Below are 25,120 nucleotides of genomic sequence, written 5' to 3' on the forward strand. Positions count from 1 at the left end.
GCATTCAATCCTTGCCGTAACTTAACCACCGACGATAACGTTCTTCCAAAAGAGTATCCATAGGTTTGGACTGCAAGGTAGACAAATTTAACTGTAGGCGTTTTTTGAGTTTCGCTGCCATAGCGTCGACATCGCGGTGCGCCCCCCGAGCGGTTCTTTCACTATTTCATCAATCAAGTCTAATTCGTTGAGTCGTTCTGCAGTTAGCCCTAGCGCTTCGGCAGCGTCACCTGCTTTTTCAGCGCTCTTCCATAAAATAGAAGCGCAACCTTCAGGCGAAATTACGGAATAATAGGCATATTGCAACATTAAAGTACGATCTCCTACTCCAATCGCTAATGCCCCCCGGAACAACTTTCCCCAATTACGGTACAGATAATAGGAGTTTTTAATTGTGACATTTCATAAAGATTTCGGGCGATAGCCTCACTTTGATTGCGTTCTTCAGCACCCACCCCGGGATAAGCACCCGGCGTATCAATCAACGTGATAACCGGAATTGAAAATCGTTCAGCAAGTTTCATTAACCGCAGCGCTTTTCTAAATCCTTCGGGCTTTGTCATACCAAAATTGCGAGAGATTTTTTCCTTAGTAGTCCGACCTTTTTCCTGACCAATTACCATGACCGGTTCATTATCTAAACGAGCTAATCCTCCAATGATACCGGTATCGTCATCGTAATGGCGATCACCGTGTAACTCATTGAAATCTAAAAACATCCGCTGAAGATAATCGACAGTATGCGGGCGCAAAGGATGTCGCGCCAATTGCACAATTTGGTGTGCTTTTAAATCAGAAAAGATTTGGCGCGTCAATTGAGCATTTTTTTCTTCCAACTTAGCCACTTCTTCGCTAAGATTGAGCTCTTGGCTGTTACCCACTCGACGGAGCTCGTTAATTTTTTCCTGAAGCTCTGTAATGGGTCGTTCAAAATCTAAATAATCTAGATTCATAATTAACCTATCATTGAAATAAGTAGAGTTTAATGTAGCAGTTCCAATGTATTTCTGCTAGGGGAATTAGTATGTCATTATTTGCTTATAAGGGATTGATAGCCCTCATCATTTCTATCGTTACCCTAACGGCAGGTTTTGCATCCTTACATTTTATTCGCCATTATCAACATTTATTGTCAATAGGTGATGCTTTTGCTGATGGTATCTTTCTAGGAGCGGCCGTCTTTCATTTATTCCCTGACGCCGTTCAGGGGCTATTGAACGAACTCAGTGCGTTGAGCTCCTGTGTGCTGGTTATTGTGCTTATGGGGTGTGGATTTTTACTTCTTTTTAGCCTTGAGCGTTCAATTATATTGCAAGAAAAACAACGTCAAATTATTTCCTTCAAGCAAATGTGTACGGCGAGTGCTTGGATGTTAATAGGAATTTTGTCGGTTCATGCTTTCATTGCTGGAGCCGCACTCGGCATTTCCGATTCAATCAGCGTCGTGTCGATTCTATTAATCGCTATTCTTGCTCATAAAGCGTTCGAAAGCTTTGCTTTAATGATAGGACTACATCGGGGTATTAAAAAAGAAAAGAAAATTAAAGTAATTTTATGGGCTTTTACTTTAGTGACTCCGTTTGGAATCATCGTAGCTGCTTTTATTGAATCATTTCTTCAAACGCAAACGGCCGCTATTATCACGAGCTTATTTAGCGCCTTTGCTGCCGGCAGCTTCTTTTACATTGGCACGCTTCATGCAGGCCATGAGCATTTTCATCCCCCACGTGACTCTTTAAAGCGCTATCAAAAAGTACTCGCCACTTCACTTGGGATTATTGCAATGGGTATTGTGGCGATATGGACCTAAATCTAATTATTATGCGGTTTCAATAAAAATTCGGTCATCGAAAACAAAACATTTCCCTTTAAAAAGCTCCGCCGTATTTCTCAAAATAATTGAGGATACCACGTCATCCAGTTGATAAATTTTTTTAAATCCTTTCCTTAACATCACCACAGTTGCTTTTTTGCGTTGCTTTTTCGCAACGAATCTTACCCGTACAGAAAGTCACAACGGATTTTTCTTTCAAAGATTCTCTACCAGTTTATCAATAGCTCGAGGAAAATCACTAAATGATCGAAGATTAAGATCAATAGCGCGTTAATGAGGGTTTCCCATAGTCACTTCAAAATCGCTACGTGTATCGAGAATTACGATATCACGGTTTTCTTGATACCAGCGATGAAGTATTTCAGGGGAAATATGCGAAGCCATTTCTTTTACAGGATTAATATGAAGGTAACGCATCGTGATAATTTCTTCTTTAATTCGAACAATAAATTTTTTTAAAAGGATAATTTTTTTAAAAGGATATTTTAAAGAAAAATTTTCTTTATAAAATAAATCGTTAAATTTAGGGAAATCCTCTAAAAATGTTTGAAAGCCTGAAATAACTTCAGGGGGCTCCCCCTGGCTAACATGAGGTTAACACCCCCTTCGCAACTTAATAAAATTGTACCTTTCAATCGACATTCCTTTTCTTTATCTCGCAGCACTTTTTGCAAATCCGACAATAGTTTTTCTTAAAGTGATAAATTTATAAGCAGCTATATTCACAATTTTCATTATTCACTCCGATTCACCATGTGCGCAGCTTGTTTATGCAGTAGAGGAAAAGGCGGCATGAACCCCTGATAGATGGCTTTAGCTCTTTCCTCATTACCCTTAAACCGTACTCGTGAAAAATTAGTTTCAACGGCACAGGGATCAACGGAACTTACTCGAATTGGCGTAACATGAATATCTATTTTTAATCCTTCACTAATCGCTCTCAGTGGGAATTTGGTAGCGCAATATACAAACTCCACTCCGATAAACTTGATGGGAGGCAAGCGAGCCGATGCTAATAATATGCCCTTGGTTTCATTTAAGCATTGTAGGTAATACATAATAGGTGACACGTACAAAACAACATACCCTTTACATTAGCATCAATCATCATAACGCCCAAAGCAAGCTCAGCATTGTTTATCAAGGATATCCACATTCTGCCATTCAGTCGGTAATTGATGTAATTAGTTTCCAACCGAATTGAAATTTCTCACATCGAGGGGAAAAGAATAAACGTTGGCATGAAACATGTCTTTATTATATCTTCTGCAACTTCTCTTCTGCAACTTCCATCAATTGTTGCTGACGGCGGGCACACAACAAAAGGCGTGCGCCTAACTGGACGAATTGCTCGACGCAAGCCCCCGATACCACTAGAAGCTCCAGTTATTAAAACTATTTTGTTTGATAAATCTTTAGCCACAGAAAAAATATATCATTTTTATTATCGTGCTGAAATTAAAATGGCAAATCCGAGTCGACTAAACCCTTCTGTAGCATGATATAATTTATCCCTTGATTTGGAATTAGGCTCCGGTGGGTGGAATCCCACTAGTGCCTTTTGGACTTTCAGAACTAATCATGCGGAAAATTCATGCGGAAAATAAAATCTATTTTGATGTTATTTTGCCTAGGAGCGATGATGGACTTAATCGGTTGTATAAAAAATCCGATCAATCCCCAAGACCCTTATGAAAAATTTAATCGAGCAATGTTTGGATTTGATCAGGCCGTAGATCACTTAGTTTACCGCCCTGTGGCTAAAGTCTATAAAACAATTATACCTCCACCTTTGCAACTCGGTATTTCTAACGCCTTCACTAATTTAGGCATGTTAACCACGGTGCCCAATGACGTTTTACAAGGCAAATTTCATTGGATGTTTATTGATGGTTGGCGTTTTATCATCAATACGACTGTTGGAATTGGAGGACTCTTTGATATAGCCACGCGAATGGGCCTACCCAAGCATCATGAAGATTTTGGAATGACATTGGCCTTTTATAGTGACCATAAACAACCCACTTATTTGGTGCTACCTTTTATGAAGCCAACTACCTTCCGAGTAGCTCTTACTCAACCTATCGATTATTACGCCTCCCCTTGGCCCTATTTACATCCCAAAAGCCTTCGTTACACTATTATGGGACTGAAATGGAGCAACATTCGCGCCGGTTTGATGGAGACTAATTCACTTGTTGACGCTTCTTTTGACTCCTACGCTTTTGTACGCAGTGCTTATTTGCAGCAGCGCAATAAGTTAATCGCCGAAAACGAAAAGGATTATACCCTTCCCCACAAAACGAAAGCAACCAAGGCACCAAATATCAGTTACGCACATTAGGTCGTAACCCCCCGGGGAAGAGATATAGTTCTAATAGATTTTCGCCCCGCTTAATTCGAGCTACAATGCCTAAATAGCGGAGAGAGTTTATGTACCCTGAGAATGAATCTCTTTTGGAAAGCTTTGATAATCAGATTATTCCTTGGATAAATACACTCTTAATAGAGTTAGAAAATAAGCTTTATCCACAAAATCCTGAAAGTTTTCTACGCGCAATGAGACAAGAATTGCGAGCAAAAAATTCATTGGATTCAATGGGGAGTATCTTGCCCGCAATTCAACAAAAAAAGACGGATTAGGCTGATCCTCAATTGATTAACAACCTCAATAGTTTAAAAAAAATATTGAAATGGCTGAAACGCTCTAAAGCGCTTTAGAAACTTATTGGCGGAGCAAAGGCTTGGAGATGAAACCGAAAATACCCTTTCGCCTTCAAAAAATAATAAAACAGAATATTCGCAATTATTGTCAACGCGTTCTTCAATAACCCGGAATTTTGAATTCGATATCCCATCTCAGGGTAAGAAACAAGACTAGGAGGTTATTTGCCACACCGATTATTATTCCTGATATAAAGAACCCACATCGCTGGATTCTCGAGCCACCCAGAGGCGATATTATCGACTTCCTGAATTTGAACCACTATTTCCAGCCTGAGATTTTCTGCCCAATACTGGCCAACATCATTCGTTTTTACGCTAATATCGGCGCTCAATTGTATTTAATTCATCCATTGATTGGGGTTTGAGTTAGGACGAAAAACGATTGCGCCGAGTGGGATTGGATTATCATGCATGGACAATGGTTATCCAACACGAAAATTTTGTTTCCTTTAAAAAGCATTCCCCAATCGTCGCATTTTTGTCTGCACTACTAAAGGAAAGACCATGTATTCCAATGTCTCTTATAATTAGCCTTCAGATATTTTTTTATTTGGTCCGGAAAGTCGTGGCTTATCGCAACATATTCGAGATGAATTTCCGGAACTTGAGCAAATTCGCATTCCCATGGTTACTTACACAGCGCAGCATTAATCTTGCCAACGCCGTTTCTATTATTGTATATGAAGCTTGGCGGCAACAAGGATTCAACTCATTCCTTTTACTTAAGGATTTTATAATTTTTTTTAAATTTTTTTAGAGAATGCATTAAGTTTCTGTTTTAGCAGACCGATGTAAAAGTTCCTGAACAGCCTGTTTGGGATTAAGATTTTCATGCAGAATGCGATAAATTTGCTGGGTGACAGGCATTTCAATTTTATATTTTTTCGCGAGTGACCAAACTTGGTTGGTATTATAAAGACCCTCAATCGCCTGACCAATCGCTTGCTCCGCATTTTCCTTGCTGACACCCTCCCCTAATGCTAAGCCGAATCGGCGATTACGTGATTGGTTATCCGTACAAGTAAGGACTAAATCGCCTAATCCAGCCAATCCGATTAAGGTTTCTTGCCGACCACCCAAGGTCTTAACCAAACGGCCCATCTCAGTTAATCCTCGGGTGATTAATGCAGCGCGAGCATTCGCGCCCAGCCCCAACCCATCGCTGATTCCGGTTGCAATGGCTAATATATTTTTTACACTTCCGCAGATTTCAACTCCTACCAAATCGCTATTTTGATACACTCGAAAATAAGGACTATGTAGTCGTTCAATTAAATAATGAGAAAAATCTGCATCATTACTCGCCACTGTTATTGCAGTCGGCAATCCAGCTGCCACCTCAGTAGCAAGGCTTGGCCCCGATAATGCCGCCATGGGTAATTGACCTAATTCTACTTCGATGACTTCATGCAACAAACGATTACCGGCTGCAAGACCTTTAGTTCCCCAAGCGATACGGCCGTGGGAATTAGCATAGGGTTTTATCAGCTGAACGACTTCCTGAAAAGCAAAACTAGGTACAACGATTAATATATCCGTCACTCCTTCGAGACTCGCTTCTAAATCATAATAAACACACAACGACTTTGGAAAAGGGTGATCTGGCAAATAACGGCGGTTAATTGCTTCGGATTGCATTTCCTGCACATGTTTTTCTTCGTGAGACCAGAGTCGAACACTTTGATCTTTGTGAGACAATAAAAGAGCAAGAGCCGTTCCCCAAGAACCAGCACCGAGGATAGTTAGAGGGCGATCCATCATATCTAATGCATACGATTGCTATCGTTATTCTCTTGGGAACGATCGTGCTGTTCTAAGAGCAAGTCAAAATTCACTGGTGCCAAATAGAGCTGAGGGAATCCTCCACGAACAACCATATTCGTAATTGCTTCGCGTGCATATGGATAAAGGATATTAGGACAAAAGCTTCCCAACATCGGTCGCATTTGGTTATCAGGGAAATTTTTTATAATAAAAATCCCAGCCTGAAAAATTTCAGCTATAAAAATAATTTTTTCTTTCATTTTAACCATAGCTTTCACGGTTAAAACCACTTCATGGTTATGGTTTCCCAAATCATTTATCTTAGTGGCTAAATCCAAATCTAATTCCGGATTCCATTCTTCAAAAAATACATGAGGGCTATGTGGCGATTCAAATGATGAATCTTTCACATATAATCGTTGGATTGCAAATTCTGGGCCATTACTTGGCTGATTAACGGTTTGTTTTTCTGCCATCAGTTTTCCTCATTTTTATTAGAAATTAACAACTTATTCAGTTCTTTTCTTTGCTCTAACTTCCACAAGTCATCAAAACCACCAATTCCTCGATCATTTATAAATATCTGTGGAACACTGAGTCGTCCATTGCTTCGTTTGATCATTTCTTCAAATTTCGCGGGTTCTTTATCCACACGGATTTCTATATAATCCACTCCTTTTTGCTCAAGTAGGGCCTTAGCTCTTAAACAATAAGGACAATAATCAGTGGTGTAAATTTCTACTTTAACCATATCATTTCACCACAGGCATATTAGCATTGGACCATGCCTCTATATTACCAGCGAGCATATAAACTTTTTGATAGCCTTGTTTGCGCAATTTATTTACAAAATAAGCAGATTTTTGACCCATCCCACAAACAATGATTAACGGTTGTTGTTTATATTGTTCGAGCCTTTTCAAACTCTTATCCAATTCAGTGGCAGGAATATTAACTGCATTGGTGATATGTCCTTTCTCAAAGGTTTTAGGGTCACGAATATCGATAACTACAGCCTTTTTATCATTAATGAACCGGACTACCTGAAAAGGCGTCAAACGATTACCTCTTCTAAGCCCTTTACTTCGAGCCTCTAAAATAAATAAGGCAATCAAGGCAATCATAAATGCTGTAACTAAAAGCCAATGATTAATAAAAAATTGAGGTAACTTTTCCATAATATAACGCGTTTAATAGTAAAACCTTGGCAAGTATACTTGATTCACCCAAGGGATGTAAGCGGATCCCTTTTTATACTTTGCTCGCGAAGTATCCGTTTCAGGATGAAAATATTAAGGCGAGGGCTTCTTTTTTACTATCGGGTAAATTTGTAAGCGTTAAGGTTGATAAACCGAGTACTTTGTAAAGCCCTATTAAATTGGTGTTTGACAACACTTGTAAGTGACGCTTAATCACCTCTAAATCACCGCGGCTAATAGGTCCCGTTAAAACAGTTTCAGTTGATTGAGCAAAATCAAGATTATCTAGAGTATTTTTCATTAGATTTAAAATCATTTTAATTCCGTCCTCGCCCGTTATCCCCGCATTTTTTAGACAAGATAAAGCACTATCGCATAAGGTCACTAAATAATTGGAAGCAAAAACGGCTGCAGCATGATAAATAGCTTTATTTTTCTTATCGATTGGATAAATCGAATAATTCATTGATTTAAAAAGGTGAGATAATAAACTTAGCGCTTCATCATCGCCTTCGAGAGCACAATAAGTAGCATAATCTCGGCTTATATTAGAAGATTTGGCAAAATTTCGCATCGGGTGAGCACTAGCAATGTAACAATCTTTTTCTTTTACAGAAATCAATAAATCCGATGAAAGAGAACCACTACAATGGAGCACAATGCTTCCCGATTTCAGATTAGGGCTCTTTGCCAAGTTTTGACAACAAGTTTCTAAAACGTCATCGTAAGTGGTAATAAAAGTAATGTCAGCCGGTGGCAATTCTTGGATGCTCGCGAAGGCCTCTCCTTGTCCAATAGAGGCTATTGCTTTCTTGCTGCTTTCTAATGAGCGATTACAAACTCCTTGAATAAGAGCAATATTTCTACTTATGATTTGTTTAGCGATAGTTTTTCCCACGCGCCCCACCCCAATAAAATTTATTTTAATGCTCATGGTATTCACTCAGCTAAATTATACAGATTTTCTATCTTAATAAGTGGTAAGTTATCGGAAGGTCTAAAATAAAAAAATTGACTGAAAAAATATAGCTCAGCTTCAAAAGCCGTTTTAATATTTTTTGCGTCCCTAAATCCATGTTGCTCATGGGTGAAGGTCACATAAGCATAAGGAAGTTCCTTTTTTTCATTTCGGCAATCATCATTTCGGCTTGAGCGGGTTGTACAACTTTATCTTCTAATCCCTGTAAAAAAATAATGGGGCAAGATAATTTTTCTGTATGATTAAGGGGCGAGCGAGCTTTATAAACGGCTTTTTTTTCGAGATAATTTCCTACTAATGTTTCTAAATAATGTGACTCGAATTTATGGGTGTCGTCCATGAAACCTTCCAAATCCGCAATACCAAAATAGCTTACTCCTAATGAAAAAATGTTATAAAAAACTAAGGCACATAATACTGTATATCCGCCGGCGCTTCCTCCTCGGATAATTAATCGTTCAGGATCTACCTCTCCTTGTTTTACCAGGTAAGTAGCACCATTGACACAATCAGCAACATCGACAACACCCCACTGGCCCTTTAGACGTTCTCGATAAGCTTTTCCATAACCCGTGCTACCACCATAATTAACCTCAAAAACAGCAAATCCGCGACTGGTCCAAAATTGATTTTTTAAATTTAATGCTGTGGAAGCAGTACTCGTGGGTCCACCGTGACTAATAACAATTAGCGGAGGGTTTTCATTTTGTGGAGCTACATAATCCTCATTATAAGGAGGATAATAAAAACCGTAAGCAGATTTTCCTTCTGCTGTAGGGAATTCGATCGATTTCGGCAATGAAAGATATTTTTCATCAATTTTTAGCGATGTGCTCTCATATAAGATATTTAATTGACTATGATTAATATCATAACATGATAAGACAGAAAACTTTTTATGACTTGCTCCAATAAAAATAATCCGATTATTTTTAGCTACTAACGTCGGCGCAAAATTTGAAAAAGGCAGTTTTAAAGCTGAATAATAACTGTCTTTAATGATTCCCAATGTTTGTTCACCTTTATCCGTTACAATAACAGCTAAGCGATCTCCATCTAAAAAGTCATAACTTTTGAGTCCAAAATTCCATTGCGGAAAGTCGCACTCCCGTTCCATTGGACAAATAGTTTCGAATTGTGTGCCATTGTAGCGATAAATATTTCCAAAACCACTTTTGTCTGAAAGAAAATAAAGTTTTTCATCAGGGCCAAAACGTGGCTGAGAAATGAACTCACCCACCCCTCCGGCGATCTTTTTAATATTCCTTAATTCAAGCGTGGCCGTAATATCAGCCTGCCAAAGTTCGGTCCCATCCCACGGCATTTGTGGCTGATTCCAACAAGTCCAGACAATTTTGTTCCCTAAGATATTTAGACGGGGAAAAGAATAAAAGTCATAACCTTGTGCTAATACTTTAATTTGTTGGCTTCCGTCCGTAGAAAGAGCTACTAAGTCATTTTCAACGGTTTTTCCATGCGATTCCCGAACGAGAATTAGCCATTTTTTATCAGGAGTTATAACCCCATCCGCATAGCGAAGTTTTATTTTCTCGACAGCAGGGGTAATTGGCTGCGGGGTATCACCAAGCTTTTGGCGATACCAACGCTGATCTTTGTCATTAGCAAAATAAACTATGTCTCGATCCACGAGATAATCTCCCCCACCATATTCATGAACACGAGTACGGACATGAAAACTAAAAGGCGTAACAGCATATATTTTGCCTTCCGGCGAAAGGCACATAATCACATGCCATCCTACTTCTTCTGGGCGGCGTTCCAGCCAATAAATATTCTCTCCGGATGATTCAATATTCATGAGAACGCGAGAGGAAGCCGCCGCCACCTCTGCACTAATAGGCGATCGCCAGGTACCATACGAAGCTTGTTTTTTCATGGCCATCATTTAACTGCAAATGGGATTAAAATTCAAAGCTCCTTTTTCAAGTTCTACGGATAAATCACCTCTCGAAATAACTTCTTGAAACCGGTAAAATGATCGCCTTTTTAACAAGTCTTAACTTAACGAGATTTGCCGAATGAGCCAGCCAACCAATAAACCAGCGAAATATCACCCTAAACCTATGGTACTCATTATTCTTGATGGGTTTGGGGAAAGTGAAGAAACGGCCCATAACGCGATCAAGCTCGCTAATACACCCACCTTAGACGAATTATGGCTCCATTGCCCTCATACACTATTGCACGCTTCGGGTAGCGCGGTAGGTTTGCCAGAAGGGCAAATGGGCAATTCAGAAGTGGGGCATCTTCACATTGGTTCCGGTCGGAAAGTACCTCAAGATTTAACTCGAATTGATAAGGCGATCTCAAGCGGTGAATTTTTCAAGAATCCTGTTCTCATTGATGCCATCGAAAAAGCCAAACGGCATGACAAATCCGTCCATATAATTGGTTTGTTATCACCTGGCGGGGTACATAGTCGAGATACCCAAATTGCAGCAATGATCGAATTGGTGCATCTTCAGGGTGTAAAAAAATTATTTACATGCTATCTTGGATGGCCGCGATACTCCACCAAAATCGGCGTTATCGTCTATTAAAAAAATTGATAAACAGTTCCTTAGTTATTCTCAATCTCCTTCTAAGGGGGAGGGGCTATCCAGGCCAAGATCGCATCTCTTATCGGCCGTTATTATGCCATGGATCGCGACAAATGCTGGGATCGAACCCAAAAAGCGTATGATTTATTAACTAAAAAAATTGCTACTCATCACGCTGCCACCGCCGAAGAGGGGCTTGCTCTTGCTTATGAACAAGGCGAAACCGATGAATTTATTAAACCGACTAGCATCCATCGCAATGGGGAAAAACGCCTAACCGTGCAAGATGGCGACATCATCATTTTTATGAACTTTCGCGCTGATCGCGCTCGGCAACTCACGCACGCATTTGTTGATAACCATTTTACAGCTTTCGAGAGAAAAGTAACCCCAAAGCTCGCCAGTTTCGTAACTCTAACAACCTATGAAAAAAATCTCGATACCTCCGTCGCTTTTCCACCGATGCAGTTAACCAATACCTTGGGTGAATATTTATCTCGGTTGGGTCTTCGGCAACTGCGACTTTCTGAAACGGAAAAATATGCTCACGTAACTTATTTTTTAAATGGCGGTCAAGAAGTTCCTTTCCTGGGAGAGGATCGAATGTTAATTCCGTCGCCCAAGATAGCCACTTATAATTCTCAACCTGAAATGAGTGCCGAGGAAGTAACGGATAAACTCATAGAAATGATTAAAAATGGTGATTACGATCTTATTGTTTGCAATTTTGCTAATCCGGACATGGTGGGCCATACGGGTGACGAAGCGGCCACCAAGACAGCTATTCACACGATCGATAATTGCCTAAAGCGTATTCTTGAAGCACTGCAATCAGCCGGCGGCGAAGCCCTAATTACCGCCGATCATGGCAATGCAGAAAAAATGTTTGACGAAAAAACAAAACAACCGCATACAGCTCATACCTGTAATCTGGTACCATTGATTTACGTAGGAAGAGAAGCTCAATTCCAAAAGGAATTGGCGCTTTGGATGATGTAGCGCCAACTTTGCTCTTCCTTATCGGGCTCAAAAAACCCTTTCAAATGACAGGACGTAACTTAATTATTTTGAAATAATATGCAAGAAGGGAATTTGCTTATCCTTTGATGTATTATCTGATGTATTAATTATTTTACTCAAAATCATTTGACTGCTATTCACGATTTACAAGTAACTTTTAGTCAATTGCAGAATAATCAAACTGAAATTAAATCCCAAACAGCAATTTTACAAAAATTACAAAATCAGGAACGTGAAACGCGTGCTGGATTAGAAGTATAAAAACGAGAGCGTCAACAAGCCATTTCAGATCTTAATAAATAAAATTCAAACTAAAAATCATCGACTGGATGAATTATTAACCAATAAACAACTAACTATTAGAAAACACTCTAGTTGGTATCGAGCAACGCGCTCAACGGGAGGCGGTTGCGAGGCGGTGATGAAGGTAGATTTTGCTAATTTTGCTAAATTAAAAGGTTATTTGACCTGGCCTACGAAAGAGGGTACCCCCTTCTTCCTTATTTCGGCACTTCAATTGACCACAGTGAATTAAAATGGGATGGCATCTTGATCGCAGCATCCGAAGACGAGCCCGTTTATACATTAGCTTCCGGCGAGGGGTAGCTTTCGCTAAGTGGTTGCCAGATTATGGATTTTTATTGATTATCAACCATGGACATGATTATATGACACTTTATGGACGGAATCATTTTTTATATAAAAAGTCGGGTGCCGTGGTCCAAAAAGGCGATTGAGTAGCCACTGTATAGAACAAAGCAGCGGCTGTGACAAACCAGCGCTTTATTTTGCCATCCGCCAAGAATGCTAAACCTCTAAATCCTTTACAATGGTGCGAAGCGATGAGAAAATCGATGAAGTTACAGTGGTCAATCAGCAGAGATAAACTGAGACCTATTTCTAAAGGTAAAATTGTATTCGTAACATCCTTTTTTGGTTTGAGCTTGAATTTTTTGACATCCACCCTAGCTATTTCTCATCCGTTGCTGCCAATAATAACGCCAACACAAATTGAAAATCAAAATGATGAATTGTCAAAAAAGAATGTTCAACGCTTTGTTACCACTATAGCCCTTATCCACCGTTATTACATTAAGAATGTTGACAATGATGAATTGTTCAATAATGCCATTAGTGGGATGATCGTCAGCCTTGATCCTCATTCCAGCTATCTCGACACTAACGATATAAAAGAGCTTAAAACGACTGTATCTGGAGAATTTGTAGGCATTGGCATTGAACTTACACTTTCAAAAGATGGGCTTTTAAAAGTCATTAGTCCTCTAGACGACTCTCCTGCTGCCCGTTCCGAAATTAAACCCAATGATTTTATTGTAAAAATTAACGGACAACTCGTTCAAAATATGAGTTTACTGGAAGCAGTGGGTAGGATAAAAGGCAAGAAAGGCACCAGTGTTACATTAACGGTTTTACGAAAATCTACAGATAAACCTCTTATTTTTAATATCACTCGCGAACCGATTCATTTAATTAGCGTAAAAAGTAAGATGTTGGAACCAGACTACGGCTACGTTCGAATTACCTTTTTTCAAGGGTCTGTGGTCACACAATTGCATGAGGCAATTTCTAAATTGAAAACGGAGTCCAATAGTCATTTAAAAGGTTTAGTTCTTGATTTGCGGAATAATCCCGGCGGACTTTTGGATGTCAGCGCTGGAGTAGCTGATAGTTTTCTCGATTCCAATAAAATTTATCAATATAACGATTACATTGTTTATACCAAAGGTCGAGTTCCCGGCGCCAACATTCACATCAAAGCTACCCCGGGAGATTTAATTCCTAACACTCCGATAGTAGTGTTAATTAATGGAGGCTCTGCTTCTGCTTCAGAAATCGTAGCAGGTGCTCTTCAAGATTATAAACGCGCCATCATTATGGGTACGACGAGCTTTGGAAAAGGATCTGTTCAAACTGTGTTACCTATTGATCATGACGATGCCATTAAATTAACCACGGCTTTGTACTACACCCCAGCTGGTCGAGAAATTCAAGAAAAAGGAATTATTCCAAACGTTACCGTGCCCGAACTTACCATACTTACCATCAAGCCTGCTGAAATGGGATTCACCCTCGATGAAGCAGATTTCCAAAATCATTTACCCAATGATATGGTTAAAAGCTCGAAAACATCGGTTGAACAAGAAAAAAACTATTGCAAGCTCAATTAGAATTAGCAAAAACAGATTACCAATTGTATGAAGCGCTTCTTATGTTGCATGGTTTAAATGCCCATTCTTAATAAAGAACCCCTATAAACCATCTCTGATCTACCCCTAGAAATTTTTATTTTAGAAAATCAGAGTCACACCTATGGCACCACTTGAATTGCGCTTACTTTTTCTATAGTGGGTAGTAGTGGTGTCGACGCTGCCATATCGCGAATCAAGGAGCCGCCTAGTTTCAAGTTGTCCATCCACTCTCCCAACTTTCCAAAACACCAGAATATCCCTTTTATACCAAATTCCTATTGCGGCAATGCCCGACAACAGCCCAAAAGAGGGAATTCTTTCTAATATCAGCTAACATCCTCCAAGGTATCGGTCACTCCCACTTTCATTTTCATTAAAAACATTGAAAATAATACCTACAACCCATCCTGCTATCGCAAACCTTCCAACTGATTGCCATCTCATTTTTTTACTTCATGATTTAAATTATGGTAATCACTGTTATTTAAAGCAATTTAAATCATCCTTCAATTTACGCTTTCTGCGACCTTATTAAATTTTCTCTTAAAAGAAGCTTAACCTCTAAAATAATCTAATTTCCCTATCTCAGCTTTAGAAACATCATTGGAGGATTTCTCTCTGATCCCTTTACTGTAACAGTTGAAGAACTGTTCGGATTAACATTTATCCCACAGAGATGGACATTATTTTCACCAAGTCAATTTTTGTACCATGTCCAAATATCTGTCCAAATATCTATAGATTGTACTTTCGGTATATTTGGACAAACTGACCTGCCTGGGAAACATATATACTGTATTGATCTGTAGATACCAGCTTTATCTTAAGTTCACATAAAGAATGAGCGCATCAGTACCTGCTTTCATAGCGGCGTTTACAATATAAACATTACCTTGCCCATAACTGAGGTGGGCTATTATCACAAACAATAATAATAAATAATAATAATAAAATAATAATAATAAAAATGAGCCGACTACACGAACTTTTAAACATTTACCTAAAATTCACTATTTTAATAAATTAAGTATAATATCAATAGATCTATTTCCTTCGTCTAATTTTCGAGACACTTCAATGCGTCCTATGATTTTTTATCATTTTTTCTTTATTGAGGTTCCTTAGGATTTCTGTATTTTGTGTTATCCAAGGGAAAAATTAAATGAAAGGTGAATTTGAAACCTACGCAATAGTTTTTGGAAAAATAACCGCGTCAAAAAAACTAGACCGCCACCGGCGCTTTAATAGCTGGGTGAGGATTGTAATTAATAATTTCAAAGTCAGCGAAATCGTAATTGCATAACGATGCCGGTTTTTGTCTGATTTTTAATTGCGGTAATTCACGAAGGGGACGCGATAATTGTTCGCGAACTTGGTCCAAGTGATTATTGTAGATGTGACAATCGCCTCCCGACCAAATAAATTCTCCTACTTTTAAATCACATTGCTCAGCCACCATATGCGTTAATAACGAATAAGAAGCGATATTAAAAGGTACCCCTAAAAAAGCATCTGCTGACCGTTGGGTCAATTTACAGGAAATCGTGCTATCAACTATGTAAAATTGAAAAAGCAAATGGCATGGCGGCAAGGCCATTTGATCTAATTCCCCTACATTCCAAGCACTCACAATCAATCGTCGTGAATCAGGATTGGTTTTTATAGTATCAAGGAGTAGTTCCATTTGATCGATAATGCGCCCATCAACACACTGCCAATGACGCCATTGCTTTCCATAAATAGGCCCTAATTCCCCATTTTCATCTGCCCATTCATCCCATATAGTAACGCCATTATCATTTAAATATTGAATATTAGTATCGCCTTTTAAAAACCATAACAATTCATAAATAACGCTTTTTAGATGGATTTTCTTTGTCGTGACTAAAGGGAATCTTTGTTGCAAATCAAACCGCATTTCGTAGCTAAAAATACTACGCGTCCCAACGCCAGTTCGATTTTTCTTACTAATACCGTGTTCCAGAATGAAATTTAAAAACTCGAGGTGTTGTTTCATCGTCCCATCGCTACGAGATTTGTTTTTGCCGAAGCTTGCTTCGCCGATAGCATCATATGCGTTTGCGCTAACATGGTTGTTAGCAAGATTAACCAAATACCCATATGACGTCCATAATATGCGGCATAGCCACACGTTTAATCAACCAAAATACACTCGCAATGATAAAGCTAGACAGCAGGGAAATAATTAAGAGGGTTATCATATTTTGAATCAGCCTTCCCTTTCCTGCTGCATCATCGGAAAAGATCATATGAAGCATTCGCACAATATAATTGTGAACATAAATTAATCCATCTAAAATATGGCTCAGTTCAGTTCTAAAAAATATCACTGCCAATGAAAGTAATATAATAAGAACGAATTATAAGAACGAATTGTTTAATCATTTTAATATTCCCTGTGCCGATATGCCCACCACAAACCTAATCCACCGCTGATAATCATTGGCAACGATAGAAGTTGTCCCATAGTCAAACACCCAAATGCAATATATCCCAATTGCGGATCAGGTTGACGAAAAAATTCCATCGTGAAGCGAAATAATCCATAAAAGAGTAAGAATAAGGATGTTACCGCAAATCGTGGTCGAAGTTTAGCAGAAAACCACCATATAGTAATAAAGAGCAAAATTCCTTCTAAAAAGAATTCATAGAGCTGTGAGGGATGACGTGGGAAAGGCCCCGCATCTGGGAAGACCATTCCCCAAGGCGCTGTTGTGACCCGTCCCCATAATTCATCGTTGATGAAATTCCCGATTCTTCCTGCTGCTAAACCTAAGGGCACTAAAGGCGCAGCAAAATCGGTTACATACATCCATTGCTTTTTAGTTCGGCGGCTGAAAAGCCACATAGCTATTCCCACTCCAATAAGACCACCGTGAAATGACATACCTCCATGCCATACTTCAAAAATAGTCAACGGGTTAACAATAAAGTTAAAAAAATCATAAAAAATCATATACCCTAACCGGCCACCAATAATTACCCCCAACGCACTGTAAAAAATTAAATCGTCAACTTGCGCCGGATTCCACCCTCTCTGGGGTTGACGAACGCGATATAAGGCTAGCCCCCAAGCAGATATAAATCCCACTAAATACATGAGTCCATACCAATGCACTTTAATCGGCCCTAATTTGAAGGCTATTGGATTAATATTTGGATAATGAAGCATTATAAACTCCTTAAACCTATGACTTATTGCAGGGAATTCAAACAGAAATAATCTGAGAAAGCTCAGTATTTTTTACCTTCCCGCACGAATTAGACCGCCCAAACCTGCTTCCTCCAGAGCATTTTCCATATGAAGACGAATATCTTTGGGATCATCCATTTTTAAAACTTCTTCTAATAATTCTTTGGCTTTCTCTAATGAGAAATTACGAATAACCCATTTCACGCGCGGTAATATTCGAGCGTTCATACTCAACATATCAAATCCCATTGCCAACAATAAAACTACGGCCAGGGGATCACCTGCCATTTCTCCACAAATACTAACCGGCTTTCCTGTTTTATGCCCTGCTTTTACCACAATTTTTAGAGCTTGCAAAACGGCGGGATGCAGGCCATCATAAAGATTTGCTACCCGCGGATTATTGCGATCGACGGCTAATAAATATTGAATTAAATCATTACTTCCAACAGAAAGAAAATCCACTCGTTTTGCTAATTCAGAAGCTTGGTAAACCGTTGCTGGTACCTCCAGCATTAATCCAATTGCCGGCAATTCAATTTTCACATTTTCTTCAATTAATTCTTCGTACGCTTGATTGATCATACGAATAGCCGTTTCTACTTCCCTTACGGAAGTAATCATCGGCAATAATAAGGATAAATTATTTAACCCCTCGCTAGCGTGCAACATAGCACGAACTTGTTGTAAGAAAATTTCCGGATGATCCAAGGTGACTCGAATACCTCGCCATCCAAGAAAAGGATTATCTTCTTCCACAGTGAAATAAGATAAGGTTTTGTCGCCCCCAATGTCTAATGTGCGCATGATGACTGGACGAGGAGCAAACGTATTTAACAATTGCCGATACATAATACGTTGTTCTTCTTCACTAGGAAATCGATCACGAATCATAAAGGGCATTTCGGTACGATATAATCCTACTCCTTCAGCACCCACGCTTAGCGAAAGCCCTCCCTCGATAGCCAAACCTGTGTTAACGTAAAGGGCTAATGCATGACAATCGATTGTTTCGGCAGGCAAGTCACGCAATGCTTTTAATTCTTCATCGAGTTGCTGTTCTTCTTGAGCCAGTGCTTTAAATTCTTTTTTAATCTCAGCCGAGGGAGACAAATAAATTTGACCATTATAACCATCTACAATAAGTTCTTTTGAAGATAATTTAAAAAGCGGAGTTCCGCGCACCCCCATCACAGCTGGAAGTCCTAAGGCGCGCGCTAAAATAGCGACATGAGAGTTATTCGATCCCGTCCCAGATATCACACCTTTTAAACGATCGCGAGGGACCTCCATCAGAGAGGCTGGTGTCACTTCATCGCTCACCAAGATCGTATTTTTGGGATATTCCAATTCTTCTTGTTTGCTAAATTGTAAATGACTCAAAACGCGGCGCCCCAAATCTCGAAAATCAGAAGCCCGTTCTCGTAAATAAGGATCCTCCAAAGCTTCAAAATGAAGCACGTGTTTTTTAATAACGCGTTTTAAGGCCCCTTGTGCCCATTGTCCTCCTTTAATTTCAGCAATAACTTCATTAATGAAAGTTCGACTATCAAGCAATTGAAGATAAGCATCGAATAACGCATTTTCTGCTACACTGAGAGAATTTTTGGCTCGCACTTGTAGGCGGTAGATTTCATCGCGCGCTGCAGCAAGAGCGGTCTCAAAATCAGAAATTTCTATTTCAATATCTGTAATTTCTTGATCAGGAACCGAGTCCAAATCTGCTGGCGGGTATACAATCATAGCGGTTCCAATAGCCACACCTGAAGAGCCTGGTACACCAAATAAAACTGTTTCTATTTTTTTCCGACGCCGTTTTTGAGCTCCTAGTTCCTCCAATGCTCTTTTAGCGCGAGCATGAGCAATTTCGGCGGCTAAGTGAATCGCCACAGTGACACAAAAAGCCTCTTCTTCTTCAGAAAAAGGGCGACTCTCACGCTGCTGGACCGTTAATAAACCCAGCAATTCGCCTTGTTCAATAATGGGAATTCCTAAAAAACCATGGTATTCGTCCTCACTTAATTCAGGGCAGCACTTAAAACTGGGATGAAGAGGCGCATCTGCCAAATTAATAGGTTCTTCCCGCTCGCCAATTAACCCAATTAATCCTTCCCCAAATTTGAGACGTGCTTTGCTAACTTGTTTGCTGTTTAACCCTTGGGTGGCCATTAAAACGTACTCTCCGTGCACATCATCACAAATAAAAATACTACAAGCATCAGCTGGTAAATCTTCACACAATCGTTTAACAACAAGCGTCAAGGCTTCTTCCAAATTCGGAGCAGCATTTACTTCTTGAGTAATCTGGCCAAGAATTTTTAACATCATGGTTGAACAAACTCGAAAAATTCTTTCAAAACCTTACGATAAATCCCGCGTTTAAATTTCACCACGTGATTAATGGGATACCAATATTCCACCCAACACCACTGGTCAAATTCCGGTTGCGATAAATGAGTTAGAGATATGCAGGCATCATCGCTTACCAAACGCAACAAAAACCATTTTTGCCGCTGGCCAATGCATAAAGCCCTGCCATTTTCATAACGACGAAATCGTGCGGATAACCGGTAGCGATACCAACGCCGGGTTTCAGCCACGTAAATAACTTCGCTAACCGTCAAACCTATTTCTTCCTTCAGCTCTCGGATCATGGCTTCATACGGCGTTTCATTAGGTAAAAAACCTCCTTGAGGAAATTGCCAAGCATTTAAATCTCCTACCCGGCGGCCCCAAAATACTTTCCCCTGCTGGTTTACCAGAACCATTCCAACACTCAATCGAAATCCACGTTTGTTAATAACTGCTTGATCCACTACACCATCTTAACTCATTGTTCCCTTGCTAACGACTTTCCATCACTTTTTTTGCAAGAAAAATTTATACATAACACCTCCACTTCCAAGCCGCAGCTATTTTGAGTTCTGTATTTTATCCACAGTTTTCGCTCATGTTACTCTACTTGCAATTCACACTAAAACACATTATCTTTTATATAATAAGGAAGAAAATACTCATACATTGTGGATTCAAAGGAAGAACCAATTCGGTGAGCTGCCAATCCAGAGATCAAAAAATTTATTCCCAATCAATATTAACCGTGTACAAACTCTATTTATTATCGGCCAGGAGACCTCATGGAAATAAACACAAACCAAAACAACCAACCGGCTCTTGATTTTCAATCTACCATTCCATTAGACACTGTTCAGCCTGGTCAATTACGCGTAATGAAGCGCGATGGGAGGGTCGTGAAATACGATGTCAGTCGTGTTGCTATCGCAATGAAAAAAGCCTTCTTGGCCATAGAAGGAAAATCGGTTCAAAATTCCAGTCGAGTTCAAGAAATCGTTACCCGACTTACCGAGCAGATTACCGCCATGTTCCAAAAGCGCTGGCCATCCGGGGGTACCATCCATATTGAGGCAATTCAAGACAAAGTAGAGCTCGCACTGATGTATGAGGGGCTACATAAAGTAGCCCGTGCCTACGTCTTATACCGAGAAGAACGTCGCAAACAACGAGAAGAACAAAAAACACCCCCCTCTAGAAAGAGGCATTCGCATAACACTCGACGATGGTGCCAAAGTTTCTTTGGACGATATGTGGCTAACTCGCATCGTCCATTTAGCTTGCAGTGATCTAGAAGACGTAGATGCCAAGAAAATTTTACAAGAAACAAAGGATAATCTGTTTGATGGCGTTGCTTTGAAAGACATTTATAAAGCGTTAGTGATGACGGCGCGGACGCTTGTGGAAAATGAACCAAATTACACCTATGTCACTGCACGATTGCTCTTACACGATCTCTATAGCGAAGCGCTAAATGGTTTAAACATAGCTCATGATTTAATGCATGAAGAAATTACACACTATTATACTGAAGCCTTTAAAACTTTTATTCAAAAAGGAATCGAGACAGAGCATTTAGATCCTAATCTCAATAACTTCGATTTAAATCGCTTGGGCCAAGTTTTAAAGCCTGAATGCGATCAGCAATTCACCTACTTGAGTTTGCAAACACTGTATGATCGTTATCTAATTCATCATCATCAAGTGCGTATCGAACTACCTCAAGTTTTCTTTATGCGTGTAGCAATGGGATTAGCTCAATCGGAAGGAAAAGACCGCACCAAATGGGCAATTGAATTCTATAATGTTCTTTCCTCTTTTGATTTTATGAGTTCAACACCGACATTATTTAATTCAGGAACGCCCTTCCCTCAGCTTTCTAGCTGTTTTTTAACTACCGTACCCGACAGCTTAGAAGGTATTTACAACGCTCTTAAAGATAACGCTTTATTATCCAAATATGCTGGCGGTTTAGGTAATGATTGGACCTCGGTACGTTCAATGGGCGCTTATATCAAAGGCACTAACGGAAAATCATTGGGAGTTGTTCCTTTTTTAAATGTGGCTGACGCTACTGCTATTGCCGTGAATCAAGGAGGAAAACGCAAAGGTGCTGTTTGTGCTTATTTAGAAACCTGGCATATGGATATTGAAGAATTTTTGGACTTACGCAAAAACACAGGTGATGACCGTCGCCGCACTCACGACATGAATACAGCCAATTGGATTCCGGATTTATTTATGAAGCGAGTCTTTGAAAATGAGTCTTGGACTTTGTTTTCCCCCGATGAGGTGCCGGACTTACATGATAAATTTGGTGAATCTTTTGAAAAGGTGTATGTCGAATATGAAGAAAAAGCTCGTCGAGGTGAAATTCGTGCAAAAAACATTTCCGCTGTTTCATTATGGCGCAAGATTCTTAGTATGCTTTTTGAAACCGGCCATCCTTGGGTGACGTTCAAAGATGCCTGCAATTTACGCTCGCCCCAACAACATGTCGGCGTTATTCATAGTTCCAATTTATGTACAGAAATAACTTTGAATACCTCGATAGATGAAATTGCTGTTTGTAACTTGGGCAGTATTAATCTCGTCAATCATATAAAAGAAGGCAAATTAGACGTCGAGAAATTGATTCGCACTATCAAAACGGCAATTAGGATGTTGGATAATGTCATCGATATTAATTACTACAGCGTGCCACAAGTGCGTAATTCTAATCTTAAACATAGACCTATCGGCCTGGGTTTGATGGGCTTCCAAGATGCCTTGTACATACAAAAGATTCCTTATACTTCTGAAGCGGCCGTACAATTTGCAGATCAAAGCATGGAAATAATTAGCTATTATGCTATCCAAGCCTCGGTGGAATTAGCTAAGGAACGCGGCGCCTATGAAACTTTCGCAGGCTCCTTGTGGAGTCAGGGTATTTTACCAATCGACTCTATTCAATTGTTGAAGAAGAATCGTGGTAAATATTTGGAACAAAATACTCATCAGACGTTAAATTGGGATCAATTACGTCAGGAAGTCAAGGCTTATGGAATGCGCAATTCCAATGTTATGGCAATTGCACCCACAGCAACGATTTCCAATATTTGTGGAATTTCTCAATCCATTGAGCCCACTTATCAGAACTTATTTGTTAAATCGAATTTGTCGGGCGAGTTTACGGTCATAAATCCCTATTTGGTCAAAGAACTTAAAAGTCGCCATTTATGGGATAACGTTATGGTGCATGACCTCAAATATTATAATGGTAGTGTGCAAAAAATAGATCGAATTCCTTCGGAACTTAAGAAGTTATATGCAACGGCGTTCGAAGTGGAACCGCAATGGCTAGTTGAAGCAGCATCGCGGCGACAAAAATGGATTGATCAAGCACAATCACTTACCTTATATATGGCAGAACCGTCGGGTAAAAACTCGATGTTCTTTATCGTATGGCCTGGATAAGTGGTTTGAAAACAACCTATTATCTACGCAGCATGGGAGCGACCGGAATAGAAAAGGCGACCATTCATGATGCAACACTGAATGCAGTCACAGATCAAACTGCTCCGAATGCCTGTTCAATCGATAATCCCGATTGCGAGGCCTGCCAATAAAAAGTGAATCCCAATCAGTTATTTTTGCGAGAGCAGGAATTCGTGGGGAAAGAACGACAATGCTAGCGCCCCACAATTCCCTTTTTCTAAGAATGTAAGAAGGAGAAGAAAGATGTCAAACTACCAAGAAACCAGTAGCCTACTCGATTGGGGCGATTATCATGATCCAGACCCCTTGAGCAATACTTCAGAAAAATCGGTTCAGAATAAACGAGTAGCCACTTTAGAGAACAACTCCAACCTGGAAGATGAAGAGGGTGGCGGCAGGGAATCAGGGAGCAGTGCTAGCGCCCCTCATAGTGGGGCAACAGGATTAGAACAGCTTGAAATGGGAGCTGCACGGATCCAAGTTGACGATAAAAAAATTATTAATTGCCGCGCTGATCTTAATCAATTAGTTCCCTTCAAATACAAGTGGGCATGGCAAAAATATTTATCCGGCTGTGCTAACCATTGGATGCCTAATGAGATTAATATGACGGCAGATATTGCCTTATGGAAAGATCCTTATGGGCTAACCGCGGACGAACGAATGATTGTGAAGCGAAGTCTTGGCTTCTTCTCAACGGCAGATTCTTTAGTGGCCAATAATTTGGTATTGGCAATATATCGGCATATCACCAATCCTGAATGTCGTCAATATATATTGCGTCAAGCATTCGAAGAAGCCTTACATACACATGCTTATCAATACATCATTGAAAGTCTAGGATTAGATGAGGCGGAAATTTTTAATATGTATCGGGAATTGCCCGCAGTCGCTAAAAAAGCCGCGTGTGCACTACCTTTCACCCAAAGTCTTGCAGATCCTGCTTTTAAAACTGGAACTCCAGAAGCTGATCAGCGTTTATTGCGAGATTTAATTGCATTTTATGTAATTTTCGAAGGAATTTTCTTCTATGTAGGTTTTACCCAAATTCTCGCCATGGGGCGACGCGGTAAAATGACTGGCACCTCGGAGCAATTTCAATATATTTTACGCGATGAATCGATGCATGTAAATTTTGGTATTGATGTGATTAATCAAATTAAGATCGAGAATCCTCATTTATGGACGAAAGATTTTCAAGAAGAAGTCACTAAAATGATTTTCGAGGGAGTAGAGCTTGAATATCAGTACGCTAAAGACACCATGCCACGAGGCATCTTGGGATTAAACGCCGAAATATTTAAAAACTATCTGCAATACATTGCTAATCGTCGTTTTGCTCAAATTGGCTTATCCGAACAATTTCCTGGCGCTAAAAATACTTTTCCTTGGATGAGTGAAATGATGGATCTTAAAAAAGAAAAGAACTTTTTGAAACTCGCGTGATTGAATACCAATCTGGCGGTACGCTAAGATGGGATGAATAAAAAAATTTTAGAAAACCACTCACGTTTAAAACAAGGTTGCTTCTTGCAGCCTATTTTGGTTTTATCAAATTAAAATAATTTTTAAAAACGAACCATTGTTGTTCTTCCACGATTTGTCCGCGGGACGGCAAAATTGTCCAGCCGCGCACAGAAACAAAACGGGTATTTTTATTTTGTCACGCGTAGAGATGAAATTATTTTAATATTATCTTAATCTTTATTCCGATAATACTTCCCTTCCACAACTAAAGTTAAAAAATTGAGTTAGGATAATTTAAATCTTTTAAAGATTTAAT

19 protein-coding genes and 6 pseudogenes are annotated in these 25,120 nt (G+C 39.6%); 11 read left to right on the forward strand and 14 right to left on the reverse strand.

Going from position 1 to position 25,120, the window contains the following annotated elements; genetic code table 11:
• Positions 1-4: 4 nt before the first annotated feature.
• A pseudogene (locus MRH55_RS07095) lies at positions 5-953 on the reverse strand (acetyl-CoA carboxylase carboxyltransferase subunit alpha).
• A 71-nt stretch (positions 954-1,024) separates the two neighbouring features.
• Here MRH55_RS07095 and MRH55_RS07100 point away from each other — a divergent pair.
• A complete protein-coding gene (locus MRH55_RS07100) occupies positions 1,025-1,810 on the forward strand; it encodes a ZIP family metal transporter (RefSeq protein ID WP_304985471.1) in 786 nt (261 codons plus the stop codon).
• 294 nt (positions 1,811-2,104) lie between these two features.
• Here MRH55_RS07100 and MRH55_RS07105 read toward each other — a convergent pair whose 3' ends face one another.
• A complete protein-coding gene (locus MRH55_RS07105; protein ID WP_304985472.1) occupies positions 2,105-2,251 on the reverse strand; it encodes a rhodanese-like domain-containing protein in 147 nt (48 codons plus the stop codon).
• A gap of 317 nt (positions 2,252-2,568) precedes the next feature.
• Positions 2,569-2,904, reverse strand: a complete 336-nt coding sequence (locus MRH55_RS07110) for a Rossmann-fold NAD(P)-binding domain-containing protein (RefSeq protein WP_304985473.1) — start codon at positions 2,902-2,904, stop codon at positions 2,569-2,571.
• Between the two features lie 171 nt (positions 2,905-3,075).
• Here MRH55_RS07110 and MRH55_RS07115 point away from each other — a divergent pair, with 171 nt between their 5' ends.
• From MRH55_RS07115 to MRH55_RS07130, 4 genes and pseudogenes are all read left to right on the forward strand, one after another.
• Positions 3,076-3,336, forward strand: a complete 261-nt coding sequence (locus tag MRH55_RS07115; protein WP_304985474.1) for a hypothetical protein — start codon at positions 3,076-3,078, stop codon at positions 3,334-3,336.
• Between the two features lie 92 nt (positions 3,337-3,428).
• Positions 3,429-4,178, forward strand: a complete 750-nt coding sequence (locus MRH55_RS07120; protein ID WP_304985475.1) for an MlaA family lipoprotein — start codon at positions 3,429-3,431, stop codon at positions 4,176-4,178.
• An 89-nt stretch (positions 4,179-4,267) separates the two neighbouring features.
• Positions 4,268-4,477 (forward strand): hypothetical protein, encoded by a 210-nt coding sequence (locus tag MRH55_RS07125; RefSeq protein WP_304985476.1) that lies wholly within the window; start codon positions 4,268-4,270, stop codon positions 4,475-4,477.
• A gap of 329 nt (positions 4,478-4,806) precedes the next feature.
• Positions 4,807-5,318 (forward strand): annotated as a pseudogene (locus tag MRH55_RS07130) (tRNA (cytidine(34)-2'-O)-methyltransferase).
• Between the two features lie 8 nt (positions 5,319-5,326).
• On the opposite strand, the gene MRH55_RS07135 reads toward MRH55_RS07130, so the two are convergent.
• The 6 genes from MRH55_RS07135 to MRH55_RS07160 form a co-directional block, all read right to left on the reverse strand.
• Positions 5,327-6,322, reverse strand: coding sequence for an NAD(P)H-dependent glycerol-3-phosphate dehydrogenase (locus MRH55_RS07135; RefSeq protein WP_304985477.1), 996 nt, complete (start codon positions 6,320-6,322; stop codon positions 5,327-5,329).
• 2 nt (positions 6,323-6,324) lie between these two features.
• Positions 6,325-6,801, reverse strand: coding sequence for a protein-export chaperone SecB (gene secB / locus MRH55_RS07140; protein ID WP_304985478.1), 477 nt, complete (start codon positions 6,799-6,801; stop codon positions 6,325-6,327).
• Positions 6,801-7,076: a glutaredoxin 3 gene (gene grxC / locus MRH55_RS07145; protein ID WP_304985479.1), complete on the reverse strand. Its 276-nt coding sequence runs from the start codon at positions 7,074-7,076 to the stop codon at positions 6,801-6,803. The genes secB and grxC overlap by 1 nt, the downstream gene beginning before the upstream one ends.
• 1 nt (position 7,077) lies before the next feature.
• A complete protein-coding gene (locus MRH55_RS07150) occupies positions 7,078-7,503 on the reverse strand; it encodes a rhodanese-like domain-containing protein (RefSeq protein ID WP_304985480.1) in 426 nt (141 codons plus the stop codon).
• Positions 7,504-7,603: 100 nt separating this feature from the next.
• Positions 7,604-8,458, reverse strand: a complete 855-nt coding sequence (locus MRH55_RS07155) for a Rossmann-like and DUF2520 domain-containing protein (RefSeq protein WP_304985481.1) — start codon at positions 8,456-8,458, stop codon at positions 7,604-7,606.
• 160 nt (positions 8,459-8,618) lie between these two features.
• Complete coding sequence (locus MRH55_RS07160; RefSeq protein WP_304985482.1) at positions 8,619-10,409, reverse strand: S9 family peptidase; 1,791 nt, start codon at positions 10,407-10,409, stop codon at positions 8,619-8,621.
• A 133-nt stretch (positions 10,410-10,542) separates the two neighbouring features.
• Between MRH55_RS07160 and gpmI the strand changes: the two are divergent.
• The 4 genes and pseudogenes from gpmI to MRH55_RS07180 all read left to right on the forward strand — a co-directional run.
• Positions 10,543-12,140: pseudogene (gpmI, locus tag MRH55_RS07165) on the forward strand (2,3-bisphosphoglycerate-independent phosphoglycerate mutase).
• A gap of 70 nt (positions 12,141-12,210) precedes the next feature.
• The gene (locus MRH55_RS07170; protein ID WP_304985483.1) at positions 12,211-12,345 is read left to right on the forward strand and encodes a hypothetical protein; all 135 of its coding nucleotides are present in this window, start codon (positions 12,211-12,213) and stop codon (positions 12,343-12,345) included.
• Between the two features lie 275 nt (positions 12,346-12,620).
• The gene (locus MRH55_RS07175) at positions 12,621-12,821 is read left to right on the forward strand and encodes a M23 family metallopeptidase (RefSeq protein WP_304985484.1); all 201 of its coding nucleotides are present in this window, start codon (positions 12,621-12,623) and stop codon (positions 12,819-12,821) included.
• A gap of 231 nt (positions 12,822-13,052) precedes the next feature.
• A pseudogene (locus MRH55_RS07180) lies at positions 13,053-14,344 on the forward strand (S41 family peptidase); the annotation flags it as partial.
• 1,172 nt (positions 14,345-15,516) lie between these two features.
• Here MRH55_RS07180 and MRH55_RS07185 read toward each other — a convergent pair.
• The 5 genes from MRH55_RS07185 to MRH55_RS07205 all read right to left on the reverse strand — a co-directional run bounded on the left by MRH55_RS07185 (position 15,517) and on the right by MRH55_RS07205 (position 20,324).
• The gene (locus MRH55_RS07185) at positions 15,517-16,311 is read right to left on the reverse strand and encodes a thymidylate synthase (protein ID WP_304986169.1); all 795 of its coding nucleotides are present in this window, start codon (positions 16,309-16,311) and stop codon (positions 15,517-15,519) included.
• An 88-nt stretch (positions 16,312-16,399) separates the two neighbouring features.
• Positions 16,400-16,573, reverse strand: coding sequence for a hypothetical protein (locus MRH55_RS07190; protein WP_304985485.1), 174 nt, complete (start codon positions 16,571-16,573; stop codon positions 16,400-16,402).
• A 128-nt stretch (positions 16,574-16,701) separates the two neighbouring features.
• The gene (gene lgt / locus MRH55_RS07195; protein WP_304985486.1) at positions 16,702-17,487 is read right to left on the reverse strand and encodes a prolipoprotein diacylglyceryl transferase; all 786 of its coding nucleotides are present in this window, start codon (positions 17,485-17,487) and stop codon (positions 16,702-16,704) included.
• 72 nt (positions 17,488-17,559) lie between these two features.
• The gene (gene ptsP / locus MRH55_RS07200) at positions 17,560-19,833 is read right to left on the reverse strand and encodes a phosphoenolpyruvate--protein phosphotransferase (protein WP_304986170.1); all 2,274 of its coding nucleotides are present in this window, start codon (positions 19,831-19,833) and stop codon (positions 17,560-17,562) included.
• Complete coding sequence (locus tag MRH55_RS07205; RefSeq protein WP_304985487.1) at positions 19,833-20,324, reverse strand: RNA pyrophosphohydrolase; 492 nt, start codon at positions 20,322-20,324, stop codon at positions 19,833-19,835. The genes ptsP and MRH55_RS07205 overlap by 1 nt, the downstream gene beginning before the upstream one ends.
• 321 nt (positions 20,325-20,645) lie before the next feature.
• Between MRH55_RS07205 and MRH55_RS07210 the strand changes: the two are divergent.
• Together MRH55_RS07210 and MRH55_RS07215 are read left to right on the forward strand one after the other, a co-directional pair.
• Positions 20,646-23,468, forward strand: a pseudogene (locus MRH55_RS07210) (ribonucleoside-diphosphate reductase subunit alpha).
• Positions 23,469-23,709: 241 nt separating this feature from the next.
• Positions 23,710-24,824, forward strand: a pseudogene (locus tag MRH55_RS07215) (ribonucleotide-diphosphate reductase subunit beta).
• Positions 24,825-25,120: the final 296 nt, after the last annotated feature.

It is taken from the genome of Coxiella-like endosymbiont, from assembly GCF_030643785.1.
Classification (GTDB): Bacteria; Pseudomonadota; Gammaproteobacteria; order Coxiellales; family Coxiellaceae; genus Coxiella.